The 15,109-nt window shown below is 40.2% G+C and carries 16 protein-coding genes; 1 reads left to right on the top strand and 15 read right to left on the bottom strand.

Annotated elements, in window-relative coordinates; genetic code table 11:
• Positions 1-3 precede the first annotated feature (3 nt).
• From ACRCA4_RS04640 to pspA, 15 genes are all read right to left on the bottom strand, one after another.
• Entirely contained in the window at positions 4-219 is a 216-nt protein-coding gene (locus ACRCA4_RS04640) for a hypothetical protein (protein ID WP_433184844.1), read from the bottom strand.
• Positions 209-1,156, bottom strand: a complete 948-nt coding sequence (locus ACRCA4_RS04635; RefSeq protein WP_433184841.1) for a chemotaxis protein CheV — start codon at positions 1,154-1,156, stop codon at positions 209-211. Before ACRCA4_RS04635 ends, ACRCA4_RS04640 begins: the two co-directional genes overlap by 11 nt.
• Positions 1,157-1,378: 222 nt before the next feature.
• Positions 1,379-2,017, bottom strand: a complete 639-nt coding sequence (gene maiA, locus ACRCA4_RS04630) for a maleylacetoacetate isomerase (RefSeq protein WP_433184838.1) — start codon at positions 2,015-2,017, stop codon at positions 1,379-1,381.
• A 117-nt stretch (positions 2,018-2,134) separates the two neighbouring features.
• A complete protein-coding gene (locus ACRCA4_RS04625; protein WP_433184835.1) occupies positions 2,135-3,154 on the bottom strand; it encodes a fumarylacetoacetate hydrolase family protein in 1,020 nt (339 codons plus the stop codon).
• Positions 3,155-3,175: 21 nt separating this feature from the next.
• A complete protein-coding gene (locus tag ACRCA4_RS04620) occupies positions 3,176-4,309 on the bottom strand; it encodes a homogentisate 1,2-dioxygenase (RefSeq protein WP_433184832.1) in 1,134 nt (377 codons plus the stop codon).
• On the bottom strand, positions 4,302-5,375 hold the full coding sequence (gene hppD, locus ACRCA4_RS04615) for a 4-hydroxyphenylpyruvate dioxygenase (protein WP_433184829.1): 1,074 nt from the start codon (positions 5,373-5,375) through the stop codon (positions 4,302-4,304). Before hppD ends, ACRCA4_RS04620 begins: the two co-directional genes overlap by 8 nt.
• 213 nt (positions 5,376-5,588) lie before the next feature.
• Positions 5,589-7,151: a transcriptional regulator TyrR gene (gene tyrR / locus ACRCA4_RS04610; RefSeq protein WP_433184826.1), complete on the bottom strand. Its 1,563-nt coding sequence runs from the start codon at positions 7,149-7,151 to the stop codon at positions 5,589-5,591.
• A gap of 159 nt (positions 7,152-7,310) precedes the next feature.
• Positions 7,311-7,646, bottom strand: coding sequence for a 4a-hydroxytetrahydrobiopterin dehydratase (locus ACRCA4_RS04605; RefSeq protein WP_433184823.1), 336 nt, complete (start codon positions 7,644-7,646; stop codon positions 7,311-7,313).
• Positions 7,647-7,657: 11 nt separating this feature from the next.
• Positions 7,658-8,446 (bottom strand): phenylalanine 4-monooxygenase, encoded by a 789-nt coding sequence (phhA, locus tag ACRCA4_RS04600; protein ID WP_433184820.1) that lies wholly within the window; start codon positions 8,444-8,446, stop codon positions 7,658-7,660.
• Positions 8,447-8,667: 221 nt separating this feature from the next.
• Entirely contained in the window at positions 8,668-9,861 is a 1,194-nt protein-coding gene (megL, locus tag ACRCA4_RS04595; protein WP_433184817.1) for a methionine gamma-lyase, read from the bottom strand.
• A gap of 107 nt (positions 9,862-9,968) precedes the next feature.
• Complete coding sequence (locus ACRCA4_RS04590; RefSeq protein WP_433184814.1) at positions 9,969-11,021, bottom strand: TIGR01620 family protein; 1,053 nt, start codon at positions 11,019-11,021, stop codon at positions 9,969-9,971.
• Entirely contained in the window at positions 11,018-12,400 is a 1,383-nt protein-coding gene (locus ACRCA4_RS04585) for a YcjX family protein (RefSeq protein ID WP_433184812.1), read from the bottom strand. The genes ACRCA4_RS04590 and ACRCA4_RS04585 overlap by 4 nt, the downstream gene beginning before the upstream one ends.
• 37 nt (positions 12,401-12,437) lie before the next feature.
• On the bottom strand, positions 12,438-12,857 hold the full coding sequence (pspC, locus tag ACRCA4_RS04580) for an envelope stress response membrane protein PspC (protein WP_433184809.1): 420 nt from the start codon (positions 12,855-12,857) through the stop codon (positions 12,438-12,440).
• Positions 12,850-13,086, bottom strand: coding sequence for an envelope stress response membrane protein PspB (gene pspB / locus ACRCA4_RS04575; protein WP_433184806.1), 237 nt, complete (start codon positions 13,084-13,086; stop codon positions 12,850-12,852). Before pspB ends, pspC begins: the two co-directional genes overlap by 8 nt.
• A gap of 26 nt (positions 13,087-13,112) precedes the next feature.
• A complete protein-coding gene (pspA, locus tag ACRCA4_RS04570) occupies positions 13,113-13,784 on the bottom strand; it encodes a phage shock protein PspA (protein WP_433184804.1) in 672 nt (223 codons plus the stop codon).
• 193 nt (positions 13,785-13,977) lie between these two features.
• Here pspA and pspF point away from each other — a divergent pair, with 193 nt between their 5' ends.
• The gene (gene pspF / locus ACRCA4_RS04565; protein ID WP_433184801.1) at positions 13,978-15,081 is read left to right on the top strand and encodes a phage shock protein operon transcriptional activator; all 1,104 of its coding nucleotides are present in this window, start codon (positions 13,978-13,980) and stop codon (positions 15,079-15,081) included.
• The last annotated feature ends 28 nt before the right edge of the window (positions 15,082-15,109 follow it).

Raw genomic sequence — 15,109 nt, 5'->3', positions numbered from 1 at the left:
ATCCTATTTAGTTTCAGGCTCTTTTTGTAACTGTAACGCAGGCGTTATGCCAGATAAAATACATAATAAAGGCCCCGCTAAAGTCAGTATCCAGCTAGCTTGCAAATTCATTCCTTTATACCAAGCAAAAACAAAAGCCACTAACTGAAATACAATGCCAAACAGCCCAGCAAAAACCAATAACCGGTTAATAAATCGCTTCGGCATTTTAAACTTCATTTGTGTCACCCTCTATATTCACTAGCCATTTTTGTACAGCAGATACGAGTTCATCAGGATGAAATTTAGCAATAAAGTCATCAGCTCCTACTTTTTTAACCATAGCCTGATTAAAAATACCGCTTAACGATGAATGTAATACCACATGGATCGCTTTTAAATCAGGATCGGCTTTAATTTCAGCAGTTAAGGTGTAACCATCCATTTCTGGCATTTCAATATCTGAAATCACAATAGGGACGATATCTGCAAGATTACCCTCTAATTCAGCGGCTTTATTTTGCAGCCAATTTAATGCTGAACGGCCATCATTAACTAGTTCAACGCTAAGGCCAGCACTAGTTAAAGCACGTTTAACTTGATTTCGAGCCACAGCGGAGTCGTCAACTACAAGAACAGTAATACTGGTAATATCACGATCAACTGTATGAGTTCTTACTTTCTCACTGACTTCCTCATCTACCGGACTAATTTCAGAAAATATTTTTTCAACATCAATAATTTGTACTAACTTTTTCTCTATTTCTGTAACCGCTGTTAAGTAATGCGAGGCTCCCGCCCCTTTCGGTGGTGGTAAAATTTGGTCCCACTTCATATTAACAATTCGGTCAACGCCATTGACTAAAAAACCTTGTGTATGACGGTTATATTCGGTCACTAAAATAAAAGCCGTTGATAAATCTTCAATTCGTTTGCCACCTACAGCTTGATTGAGATCAATCACCATTACGGGTACACCGCGTAAATGTGCAATTCCTCGAACATGTGGGCTGGCACCTGGCATTTCTGTTAAATCAGGGCACTGAAGCACTTCACGCACTTTAAAGACGTTAATACCAAAGAGTTGGGTACCATGTAATCGAAATAGCAGTAACTCTAAACGATTATTACCAACCAAGTTAGTACGTTGATTAACCGAGCTCATCATATTGCTCATAACTAAATACCTTTAAATCAACTTATCATTTAAACAGATTACCAGAGCAGACATAAAAAGGAGATAAATAACTAGATTTTATTTTCAATAATTTTATTTTAACCAGTAATTCTATAACTGAAGACAATGCCGCTTTACCCAGCAAGGGGATTATTATAATAATAGCTAAATTAAACAAGGCTGGATTAGCAGCCTTGTAAAAGTTGCTACTGAAGCTAATATTTACTGAGCATCAGGCTGCGCTTCAGGAGCGGCTAACTTAAATGCGTCTAATTGTTGGCATTGCTCTACAATTGCATTAATACGTGGATATAAAGACATATCTAAGCCAAATCGTTTAGCATTATACACCTGTGGTACTAAACAAATATCGGCCAGCGTCACTGTATCACCAACACAGAATTTTCCACTAACAGCCGCTAAACGTTGTTCAAAGCTACTAAAGCCTACTTCTAGCCAGTGAATTATCCAAGCTTGCTTTTGCTTATCAGACAAAGCTAAAGGCCCGGTTAAGTATTGCAATACACGCAAGTTATTCAATGGGTGGATATCACACGCAATATCTAAGGCTAAGGCTCTTGCTTGTGCTTTAGTCGCTGCATCAGCAGGTAATACACTTGGCTCTGGATATTGTTGTTCTAAATACTCAATAATCGCTAATGACTGATTTAAACTAAGATCATTATCTAGCAAGGTTGGCACTAACTCAGCAGGATTAAGTGCTTTATAATCTGCACTGTGTTGTTCACCGCCATTTTTGACAAGATGAACCGGTATATTGTCATAACTAAGCTGCTTTAAGTTTAACGCTATACGCACTCGATATGCTGCTGATGAACGCCAATAACCATAGAGTTTCATATTAATGCCTCTTTATTAAATTTTTTAAGACTCGTTTAGCTAAAATCACCTATAAAAAAGCTGTCATACAGACAGCTTTTTAAAAGGCGGCTTAGCGCTTAGTAGCTTAATTTTAATTTATTTAGCTCGGTACTGAACCACTTTTTGGTCAATGGCACCAAAAATACTTTCGCCTTGTTCATTTAACATTTCTAAGCGAATAGTATCACCAAACTTCATAAACTCTGTACTTGGCTTACCATCACGAATGGTTTCAATCATACGTATTTCAGCAATACAGCTATAGCCTACGCCGCCCTCAGTTACCGCAGTACCAAACTCTGTGCCTTGTTTATTAGAAACAGTACCTGAGCCAACAATAGCGCCAGCACTTAGGTTACGAGTTTTAGCAGCATGAGCCACTAACTGGCCAAAGTTGAATGTCATATCAACGCCCGCATCTGGCTTACCAAATAATGCTTTGTTATAGGTTGATAATAACGGTAAGTGAACCTTGCCATCTTGCCATTTATCGCCTAACTCGTCTGGCGTAACCGCCACTGGACTAAAGCTTGAAGCCGGTTTTGAATGGAAGAAACCAAAACCTTTGCCTAATTCATTCGGGATCAAGCCACGTAATGACACATCATTTACTAACATTAATAAACGAACTTTGCTTAAGGCTTCTTCAGCAGAGCAAGCCATAGCAACATCGTCTGTAATAACAGCGACTTCACCTTCAAAGTCGATACCATAGCTTTCGCTTTCAATTAAGATATCATCATTTGGGCCAATAAAGTCATCTGAACCACCTTGATACATTAGCGGATCAGTCCAAAAGCTTGGTGGCATTTCTGCATTACGTGCCTTACGCACTAACTCAACATGGTTAACGTATGCACTACCGTCCGCCCATTGGTAAGCACGTGGTAATGGAGACTCACAATCAGCCGCATTAAAGGCTTGACTATTCTCAACCGAGCCTTGGTTTAATGCTTGGTAAACCGTTTCAGCTTTAGGCGCTAACTCAGCCCAATTATCAATTAGCTGTTGCATAGTGTTCGCTACTTCTGGGATAGCTACACAGCGCGTTAAATCCCGACTTACAACAACTAAGCAACCGTCGCGGCTACCATTTTTTAAACTCGCTAATTTCATTCTAATTCCTTAAGTAAATGTTTAACCTTCGACTTTCCAGCTATTAATGTACTCTGGATTCTCTGTCGCAAGTGCGGCATCAGACATTTCCAGCGCATCGCGGGTATCTAACATCACAGCAACTTCGTCGGTAAACTTTTTCTTATATTGCTGGCCTGCGGCGAAAGCTTTAGGGTGCGGACCATGAGTAAAGCCGGCAGGATGGAAGCTAACCATGCCTTTTTCAATGTTATCACGGCTAAAAAAGTCGCCAGCATGATAAAATAACACTTCATCATAATCGTCATTGTTATGATAAAAAGGCACTTTTAAAGCACCGGGATCACTTTCAATTGGTCTTGGTACAAAGGTACAAACCACAAAACGTTGCGCCACAAACGTGGTATGTGCCGATGGCGGCAAATGATAACGGTGGCTCATTAACGGCCTAATATCACGCCAGTTAATACGCATTACCGACAAATCACCATGCCAGCCAATTGCATCTAACGGATTATATGGATAAGTAATGGTTGATATTTGACCATGCCGTTTCACATCAACTTGCCAAGTTTTTTCGCTATATTGCGCTTTAAACTCAGCATTAATTTTTGGCGTATCTAACATTGCAGGATCAAAAATAGCGTGATTACCCACTAAGCCTTTTTCTGGTAATTGATAGCTATCATTCGTGGCTTCAATCAACAAAATAAACATTGGCTCTTTAGGCTCTAAGCGCCACATAGTTGACCGTGGAATAACCACATAGTCACCATCACGAACGGTTAAATGGCCATAATCACAATAAAGATCAGCACTACCTTCATGAATAAATAACAAATCATCGCCGTCGGCATTACGCACTAGTTTAGTCATAGCCTGATCTAAGCGCCAAGTACGCATTTTCACATGGGCATTTGACAATAAATTAGGCACAGACCAAGGCGAATTGGTTGTATTGTTGTCAACATCATTAAAGTTGAACAGATGAGGCCGTAATGGCCCCTGCCAGTCAACCCAACCTGTTGGCGCATGTTGGTGATGAAAGTGTGTTGCTGGGCCAAAGAAGCCACTACGACCGGTTTCCCGCTCGTAAATAGCTTGCTCCGGAAAATCAGCATGTGCTTGTCGTGATACATCGCCTTCCTTTAACGGAAAAGATGCCCATTTACGCATTTGAAATCACTCCACGCTTAATTTGGTCTTCTTCAATAGACTCAAATAACGCTTTAAAGTTGCCTTCACCAAAACCTTCGTTACCTTTACGTTGAATAATTTCAAAGAAAACAGGGCCGATCACGGTTTGAGTGAATATTTGTAATAAGATACCGTCTTTCATCGGTGCGCCGTCGATTAAGATTTTCAGCTCCTGTAACTGATCTAAATCTTCAGTGTGGCCTTCTACGCGCTCGTTAACCTTGTTGTAGTAAGTATCAGGAGTATACATAAACTCCATACCGCGCTCGCGTAAGGTACGCACTGTTTTGTAGATATCGTCAGTACTAAGTGCAATATGTTGAATACCTTCGCCCTTATATTCGCGGATAAACTCTTCAATTTGTGATTTATCATCTGAAGATTCATTAATTGGAATACGAATTTTGCCACAAGGCGCTGTCATCGCTTTTGATACTAAGCCGGTTAATTTACCTTCGATATCAAAATAACGAATTTCACGGAAGTTACCGATGTTTTCATAGAAACCAGCCCACACCGCCATATTGCCGCGCATAACGTTATGCGTTAAGTGATCAAGCACTTCTAAGCCAGCACTGTGCTCAGCCATTTTAGCTTGCCAGTTTTCATAGAATTTAAAGTCGATTTCATAAATTGAGTTCGCACCATAGCGATCAACAAAGTACAATAAGCTACTACCAATACCATAAACGGCAGGAATATTAAGCTCCATTGAACCCACTTGGTTCTTATATTCTTTAGCCCCGTTTGCTAAAGCATGCTTTAACGCGCTAGCAGCATCTTCAACTCTAAATGCCATAGCACAAACACTAGGACCATGTTTAGCAGCAAAGCCTTCTGCTTGAGAATTAGGCTCAGCATTAACAATAAAGTTGATATCGCCTTGCTTATATAACCAAGCTTGCTTAGAGCGGTGCTTAGCTACCTCTGTAAAACCTAATGAATGAAACAACTGCTTTAACTTCTCAATGCCGCCAGCATCAGCTGCAGTGTATTCAACAAATTCAAAACCATCAGTTCCTAAAGGATTTATATTAGTCGTCATTATTTTTTTCCATTTTCTGTTTACGATATGCCTATCATGCGCTAGCAAAAATAAAAAGGAAGCCATTAGCCTCAGGTTACTTTTTAGCGCTTTTAGGCCAATCACGTAAACTAAACATTACAAATTAGCTCTTAAGTCATTAGTATCCACAAAAAAGGCCAACTAATCGCTTTAGCGGCCTTTTTACAGTACAAATTAACGGACAGAACGCACTTAAATCTTTACACTCTTTCGGTTTATGCCATAGTCGCGAAGTTTATTTGCGACCGCTGTGTGGCTTAATCCTAACTTTTTGGCTAATTGACGCGAGCTTGGGTAAGCTGGGAATAGCTTACGCAGCAAGTTTGCTTCAAAGCGTTTAACTGCTTCATCTAGGGTGCCATCAAAATCTTGCTCTAAATAACCAAAATCATTGTTGTAACTTGGCAGCTGTAAATGCTCTATATCTAACTCTGCATCATCTAACAGTGTAATAGCACGATATAAGGCATTTTCTAATTGCCTAACATTTCCCGGCCAAGGATAGGTTTGTAAAAACTGACTACACTTAGCCGTTAACTGTGGCACTTTTCTTCCTAAACGGGTAGCGAATCTAGAAATAAAAAACTCGGCCAAAGGAATAACATCTTGTTTTCTATCGCGCAGTGGCGGCAAGGTTAAGCTAAGTACATTTAACCGATAATAGAGATCTTCGCGGAATTCGCCTTCTTGCACCATAGTTGGTAAGTCTTTTTTTGTGGTGCAAATAACCCTAACATCCACTTTAACTTCGTTTTCGTCAGCGACACGGCGAAAACTTCCATCTTGTAAAAAGCGAATTAATTTTATTTGTAGCTGAGCAGACATCTCACCTACTTCATCTAAAAATACCGTGCCACCATTGGCCTGTTCAAATATGCCTTTTTTAGCTTCTGTAGTACCTGGAAACGCATTAATGCCATAACCAAATAATTCGGATTCAGCTACGTTATCTGGCAAAGAAGCGCAATTTAAAGCTAAAAACGGTTTATTAATTCGGTTACTCGCAGCATGGCAGGCTCGGGCTAATAATTCTTTACCCGTGCCGGTTTCCCCCATAATTAATATTGGGGCATCTAACTGGGCCATTTTTTTTGCTTCACGTACTACTTTACGCATAACATTGCTGTGGGCTTGTAAGGTGGTAAAGCTTTCTTGATCGCCTTTTTTAAAGGCCACCATGTGTAAACCAAGCCGACTTTCAGACTTAAGGTTGATTACCGCACCGGCTAGAATTTCATTTCCTGACTCATTAGGCACCATCACAGGCAACACATCGGCGACAAAACGTTTACCATGAATCTCTATCCGCCGTGTTTGCGCTAATACATCATCACTATCTAGCCAGCGTTGAAAATTAAATCCTTTAACCAAGGTTTGTAAAGGCTGACCTTTTATTTCAGTACGGCAAATCGATAAAGCATCTAAAGCAGCATCATTAATCACAGTGACGTTGGCTTTGCTATCGATAGCGATTAAACCATCAGGTAAGGTTTTTAATAAGGTGATAAGCTCATTCTTTTCTCGCTCTGAAGGCAGAAAAGCCATGGTTTTCACATCATCAATGCCATCAATACGCCGGATTTTGGCCATTAATTCTTGAAACTTTTCAAAGTTAACGGTCGGAAAAGAGACATACATCCGGTTTAATACTGGATCAACTTCAATTCCTCTTAAATTTAACTGGTAACTTACCAATATATTTAAGACTTCTTGCGCTAATCCCAGTCTATTTTGACATTGAATTTCTAAACGCATTTTAGCCTTGCCTCCAGCCAATAATAATAACTACCTATAATACGGTATCTTACCCTTTCTAGACTAGTGGTATTGTAAACATTTATGAACAAAGAAGGTAGAGGGGAACAAACAAAAGAGGTAGCAGCCTGGCGCTACTACCTTAAACAAACTTAAAAATTACAGCAGTGCATCCGTTTTAGCGGCACAGATAAAGTCATTCTTATGTAAGCCTTTAATAGAATGAGACCACCAAGTAACCGTTAACTTGCCCCACTCTAATAATAATGCGGGGTGATGGCCTTCAGCTTCTGCTAGCTCGGCTACCTTATTATGAAAAGCCCAAGCAAGTTTAAAATTTTTAAATTTAAACTCACGCTCTAATTGTAAAATACCATCACGAACAATAGGTGCCCAATCTGGAATTTGGCGCATTAATTCAGGTAATTCAGCATCCGAGACTTTAGGTGCATCAGCATGGCAAGCTTCGCATTTCATTGTATTTAATTCAGACATAGTAAAATTTCCTAACTTGTTTTTTGTTTTGCTGGGAATTTAGCAGCATGTAATCCTAATGCTTTAGCTTGTTCAACTAACGCCATCATATCTAAATTGGCAATATCAAATAATTGCTCAATTTGTTCAATCATAAAGTAAATTGGTTGAATAATATCAATGCGGTAAGGTGTTCTTAGCACGTCTATCGCGTCAAAATCTTTGCGTTCAGGCACATCAGACTCTAAGGCGTAAATCGTCTCCGCCGGTGATGACAAAATACCACCGCCATAAATACGTAAACCATCAGCTGTTTTTAATAAGCCAAACTCAATAGTAAACCAGTATAAACGGGCTAAATAAATTCGATCTTCTTTACTTGCAGCTAAACCTAATTTGCCATAAATATGAGTAAACTCAGCAAAAGCAGGGTTAGTTAACATGGCACAATGGCCGAAAATTTCGTGAAAAATATCCGGCTCTTGCAAGTAATCAAACTCTTCGCGTGAACGAATAAAGGTAGCTACCGGAAAGCGCTTATTGGCTAATAACTGAAAAAACTTATCAAAACTAATTAATGCAGGAACTTCAGCACACTCCCAACCGGTGCATTCTCTTAATACGCTGCTCACTTCTTCAAGCTGAGGGATCCTATCTGTAGGTAAGTTCAGCTTAGTTAAGCCATGCATAAATTCATCACAAGCCTTACCCTCTATCACCCCTAGTTGGCGGGTAATGAGCTCATGCCATATTTGGTTCTCTTCATCTGACCAAGCAATAATGCCATTCTCATCAGATTGCCTTGATACATAATTACTCATAACGACCTGTTGCACTTTTAATAAAATATCAATATTTCGCTAAACTTGCTTATCTTTATATCTTGTTTGCAGTTAGCAGCTTGTGCTCGATACTAGTCTATACACAGGCCAGTGTTAATAATGACACGGGCAATAGACCTGTAAAGTTATCTCTTAACTTGTAAACTTATTGCTACAACCCAAAGAGCCAAATAAAAACCAACAAGCATAAACCATTGTTTTTATTGCTGTTGCTTCATTTTCGTTAAAGCTTGCTCTAGGTCTGCAATTAAATCATCAGCATGCTCTAAGCCAACAGAAACCCGAATTAAGCCATCACTTATCCCAGCCATTTCACGCTCTTCTGCCGTATATGGACTATGGGTCATCGAGGCGGGATGCTGAATTAATGATTCAGCATCACCAAGACTCACCGCTAGACTAAATAACTTACATTGATTAATAAAAAACCGACTGTCCTCTAGATTTGCTTTTAACTCAAAGGCTATCACGCCACCAGCCGCCTTCATTTGCGAGCCAATAAACTTATGGCCTGAGTGCGAAGCCAGACCAGGATAAAACACCTTGTCTATTGCAGGATGTGACTCTAAAAACTCTGCAACTTTCTGCGCATTTTGACAATGGCGCTCTATTCGCACAGATAAGGTTTTTAAACCACGAGTAATAAGCCAAGCATCATGGGGGCTTATGGTTGCTCCCATATCCTTTAATGTAGTCATTTTTATAGTATTGACAGTTTCACTATCTGATACAATTAAGCCTGCGACAACATCACCGTGGCCGTTTAAGTACTTAGTTGCGCTGTGAATAATAATATCGATACCAAATTTAGCTGGTTGCTGTAGTAACGGTGTCATAAAGGTATTATCGACCACCGAAATTAAGCCGTGCTGCTGACAAAATTGGCCTATAAAACTCAAATCAACCACAACTAAGTTAGGGTTAATTGGCGTTTCAACAAACAGCATTTTGGTGTTGGCTTTACGTGCTGCAGCAATAGCAGCGTGATCTGTCATATCAACAAAACTTACTTCAATACCATAGCGGGCAAACATATGATTAAAAAGCGCGAAGCTACAACCATAAATGGCTTTGCTGGCAATTAAGTGATCGCCTTGTTGTAAAAAGGCCATAGTACTCGCCGCCACCGCGCCCATACCTGTGGCTGTTGCGGCCGCATCTTGCATACCTTCTAACGCAGCAATTTTTAATTCTAGCTCTCGTGTTGTTGGGTTACCTAAACGGGTATAAATATAGCCTTTCTCTTCACCGGCAAAACGAGCTGCGCCTTGCTCAGCATTATCAAAAATAAAGGTTGAGCTTTGACATAACGGCGTAACTAAAGCGCCATGCTCATTTTTTTCTTTACCAGCGTGAATACATAAGGTTTCTAAGTGTGTAATGTAATTTTGCATGCCCTGCTCTGCTTATTAAGAAAATTAGACGCAGTATAGATAGCAGATCATATTTTTTTTGGAAGCATGCCAGACATCTTGATATCTGAAATTATTTAAACTTAAGTTTATGCTGTAGCATTTTCTTTACTCGTTTTTAAACGTTCAGTTAAGCTAAGGGCGAGTTTAGCAAGGCTAACTTTACTGCGTTTAGTCGCTGGCAATGGCCTTAACTGTTGCTGAGCCAAGTTGCCAATACGGGCGACTAATAAGCCGGCAATTAAGCCCTGCCCAGCACGTAAAGATAATTTCGCAGTGAGTTCGCTGCTAATGACATCCGACGCCATATCAATAGCTAACTCAGAGCCTCCGGCCCATAACAAAGCTGCAAATAAATGTTTCAATAAAACTAAACTGCGCAATTGGCCTATAGCGCCACCATACAGTTGGGCTAGTTCTCTTAATAACCGGCTGCTTCGCCATAACACCATTAACATATCAGCTAGGGCAAAGGGGCTAATAGCAACGGCAAAGCTGGTATCGGTTGCTGCACGATAAATAGATTGTTGAGCTTGTTTATCTAATTCAGATAAGACAATTTGATCAAATAACTGTAGTTGTTCTTTATCGCTATGCTCATCACGCAATGCTTGTTGCCATAAGTGAGTTGCAGCAGCAATATTGGCAGAATCAGGCAAGGTTTTCACTACCGCCTGACATAAAGCCTGGGCTTCACCGAACTGCACGCTCTCGTGGATCCGTTTAGCATCTTGTTGCCATTGTTTGTTTCTAGCTAAGCGACGCCATAGCTTCACCTCTCGCCATAGCAAGCCACCTAATACAACCAAGATTAACGCACTGGTTACTGATAAAAAAATCGCTTTAGCGGTATTTTGCTGCCACGCTTGCTGCAGCATGTCAGCCCATTGCCACAATGCCAATATAACCAATAATATTAAGCTCAACTTAGCGGTGCGCCACCACCAAGTATGGCTAGGCTTTAAAGCAACAGGAGCCGACTCTGCTGCAGCCTCAACAAAACGCTCTTCATCATAATGATGTTGCGCTTTAAACTCGATTGACGGTTTGCTCGTTGTATTAACCATTTCTGCGCTATTACTTCGCTTTGTCATATCAAGTTCAGCTGGCTCAAAATGGCGGGCCGACTTTAAGGTATTCATTCTAGTTTATCTCCAAGCATAAACTGCAACACATGATCCATCCGCACGTGAGGCAAGGGCTCTTGTTCACGCCACCGCAGGGGCTGTAATGATAAAAATTCAAATTTATGCTGTTTAAAAAATTCTGCACTAGGAATTTTATCTGGTATTTCACCAGGAAAATAAGTGACACTTTTTTGCCCTAGGCTTTCACCCCGGATACAAGGCTGAGCTAAACCATCTACTTGCACATAGCCACTTACACTTGCTCGAATTGCCGCTATGGCCATCACTTCGGTCGTAGCGGCTTGATAATGACTTAGCTTTAATGGCTGATGCAGTAATTGCTGTAATAATAAACTCAACGCTTGGTGCTGCTCTGGCGTTGCATGGTCCGATTTGCTGGCTGCAAATAACACCTTACTAATCTTCGGTTTAAATAGCCGCGTTAATAAACTGGTTGGGCCGTAATGAAAGCTCTTTAAAATTAGCTGTAATGCTTGTTGTAACTCTTGCATAGCCGCATAACCACTGTTTAGTGCGGTTAAGCAATCCACTAAGATTATTTGGCGATCTAATCGGGCAAAATGCTGTTGATAAAACGGTTCAATAACATTTTTACAATAGCTTTGATAATGCTGCTCAAGCTTTTTGGCTAAGGCGCTGTTTTCTGCAGCTTGCTCCGGTAATAACGGAAACAGCTGTAACATAGGGGCGCCAGCGAGCTCGCCAGGCACTAATAACCGACCCGGCTGATTTAAATAAGCACCTGCTGTGTCATGAAATTGATGCAATAAGGTTTTATATTGCTCGGTTGTATTTTGTAAAGCCAGTTCAGATGCATCTTGTTGATTACACGCCTGTAAGTGTTGTTCAAACACTTTAGCTGCTTCTTGGCGGTGCGGCTGGCGAAATAAGCGCCAGCTAAATTCGCACCACTGCTGATAGCTCATGCTAAGTAAGGGTAAATCTAATAACCACTCCCCTGGGTAATCAACAATATTTAAGGCCAGTTCGCTGCGAGATTGCAATTTAGCGCGCAAGCCCGATACAGCTTTATAACGCAAAGATAAACTTAGTTGACTCCAGCCTTTGGTTGAAGGCGGCCACATTGGCGGCTCTTGCTGTAAATATTGCAGATTTTGCTCTATCGGAAACCGTGGCACAGATAACGCTTGGCGTTGATCTAGTTGACCACCTAAATAGCGTTTCTCCCGCACCACTGAAAAAAAAGGCAAATGCGCGGGCTGATCGCCATAAGTTAGCTGATGCACCAAAGAAGTAATAAAAGCCGTTTTACCCGCGCCACTAAGCCCAGTAACACCTAATCGTAAGTGCCTATCTAAAGTACGTTGGCCAAACTCACGACTTTGTTGGCGAATTTTCTGGTATAAACTCATCAGCTTCCTTGGTTCTATTTACACTATTTAATATCGATTATAGATTATTAAATTCTTTATTTAACTGAAACTTAGTCGAAGTTACATGGCGCTCTATATCTCGTAAACGCAACTCTATATCATTAAACTGGTGGCTTAAATGCTGAAGTGCTTGCTTTGGTGCTTCACCACGTTGCCATACTCGCGTTTTAACTTCTATATGCCGCTCTTTGGTCAAGGTTTTAGAGCTAACCCCTGATGTTTTTTGTTTAGCCTGCGCCAGCGACTTTTTTTCCAGCACCACCCAAGCCGCAATATAAAGCATAAAAATAAAACCACTACCTAAGAATAGTCCGGATAATGTAATAATCCTAACCAACCAAACTTCCCAGCCAAAGTAATCAGCAATACCCGCACAAACACCAGCGATTTTGGCATTGCTATCATCACGTAATAACTCACCTCTTGCTTTAGTCATACTGGTTTCTCCAATTTGGGCTATCGCTATCTAAAATGGCCTCTAGCGTATTAATGCGTTCAGCCATTTTTTCAGCGCGCAAAGCTAATTCATTTAGCTGTTGCAATTCATGATCTGACAAGCCTTGGCCTAATTTATTCTTACTTCGATAATGCATTATCACCCAAATAGGCGCGACAAAAATCATAAACAAAATAAACGGCACACCAATAAATTCTAAACCACCCATTACTTACCTCCCGCAAACGCCTGAAATCAGGCGTCTGTATCTTGTTTATTTACTTTCGCTTTTAAAGCCGCTAATTCATTATCAATTTTATCTTGTGCTGCTAACTCAGCAAATTCATCTTGCAATGATTTTTTACCTATGTCATAAGACTCAACCTGCGCTTCTAAGCTATCAATTTTTTGCTCATATCGTTCAAATTTATACATAGCATCATTAATACGATTGCTATCTAAGGTTTTCTTCACCTCTAAACGTGATGTCACCGTACTATGGCGCATTAGCATCGCTTTTTGCCTTGCTTTAGCATCCGCTAACTTTTCTTGCAACTGTGATACTTCGCTTTGCAACTTGCTAATATGCTCATCTAGGTTAGCAATATCTGCTGCAACTAAATCGGCTTTATCTGCTGACTTTTGACGCTCAATTAAGGCTGAACGTGCTAAATCTTCTCGCTCTTTACTTAAAGCCAGTTCTGCTTTAGCTTGCCAATCGGCAACATCCTCTTGCAAACGATTGATGATCCGTTGCAATTCTTTTTTCTCAGCTATGGTTTTCGCTGAAGAGGAACGTACTTCAACTAACGTATCTTCCATTTCTTGAATAATTAAACGCACCATTTTTTCTGGATCTTCTGCTTTATCCAGTAATGCATTAATATTCGAGTTAATAATGTCAGAAAATCTTGAAAATATACCCATGGTATTTACCTCTATATCTCATATTAAATAACGGTCGAGTTCCCCTAAGCTTATTCAGTTTCCTTGCCAACTTTTAAAATAAAATTAAATCAATGAATTTAAACAACTTTATTTATTTTTCATCTATACTGTTGCTAAACCTCATAATGAAATACACTACTAATTAGTGAATTTAACTAACAAATAGCTGCCAATGAATAGAAAATTCAAACAGGATAATTTGCTAGGTCAGTCTAATAGCTTTTTAAATGTATTAGATCAGGTCTCGCAAGTAGCACCGCTTACTAAACCAGTGTTAATTATTGGCGAGCGAGGTACAGGTAAAGAACTTATAGCTGCTCGCTTACATTATTTATCTCAACGTTGGGATCAACAGTATTTAACCTTAAATTGTGCCGCTTTAAATGAGAACCTACTAGAGTCAGAGCTGTTTGGCCATGAAAGTGGTGCCTTTACCGGTGCCAGCAAACGCCATGAAGGTCGTTTTGAGCGAGCAAGTGGTGGCACCTTATTTTTAGATGAATTGGCAAATACACCCAGTTTAGTTCAAGAAAAACTACTCAGAGTAATTGAATACGGCGAGTTTGAACGCGTAGGTGGTAGTCGGTCAATTAAAACCGATGTAAGGCTAGTTTGCGCCACAAATGAAGATTTACCGCTATTGGCTGAGCAAGGTCGGTTTCGTGCCGACTTACTGGATAGGTTAGCTTTTGACGTTATTACCCTGCCGCCTTTGCGCGAACGCCCAGAAGATATTATGCATCTTGCCGAACACTTTGCTATTAATATGGCAAGAGAGCTAGGTTTTGAATTATTTAGTGGTTTTAGCGAAAAAGCTAAACGGTGCTTAATGGAACATCACTGGCCGGGTAATGTGCGGGAATTAAAAAATGTAGTAGAACGTAGTGTCTATCGTACCAATAATGCTTATGTTCCAGTGCATAATATTCAGCTAGATCCATTTGAGTCACCCTATAGGCCTAAAACTCACTTAACCTCAGTGCCGGTAAAACAACAAACAACAAGTCATACTGTTGCCACTGATAAAAGTGCTAGCCCTGCAGCTGTAAATTCAGCTCCTAGCCAGTCAATAGCAACACCCACAGCTAAAATTGATTTTAATCAGGCTCAAGACTTTAAAAGCTTATCGCAAGACTACGAAATTAACTTAATTAAACAAGCCTTAGCGGCTAGTCAGTATAATCAGAAAAAGACAGCTGAATTACTTAATTTAACCTATCATCAATTACGGGGCTATATGAAAAAGTATCAGTTACTGGAAAGCCAGCAAACATGAAGCACGCTAAATACAAATACTGCCTAAA

The organism is Rheinheimera sp. WS51, from assembly GCF_050936095.1.
Classification (GTDB): Bacteria; Pseudomonadota; Gammaproteobacteria; order Enterobacterales; family Alteromonadaceae; genus Alishewanella.
This window is presented reverse-complemented; position numbering and strand designations above follow the sequence as displayed.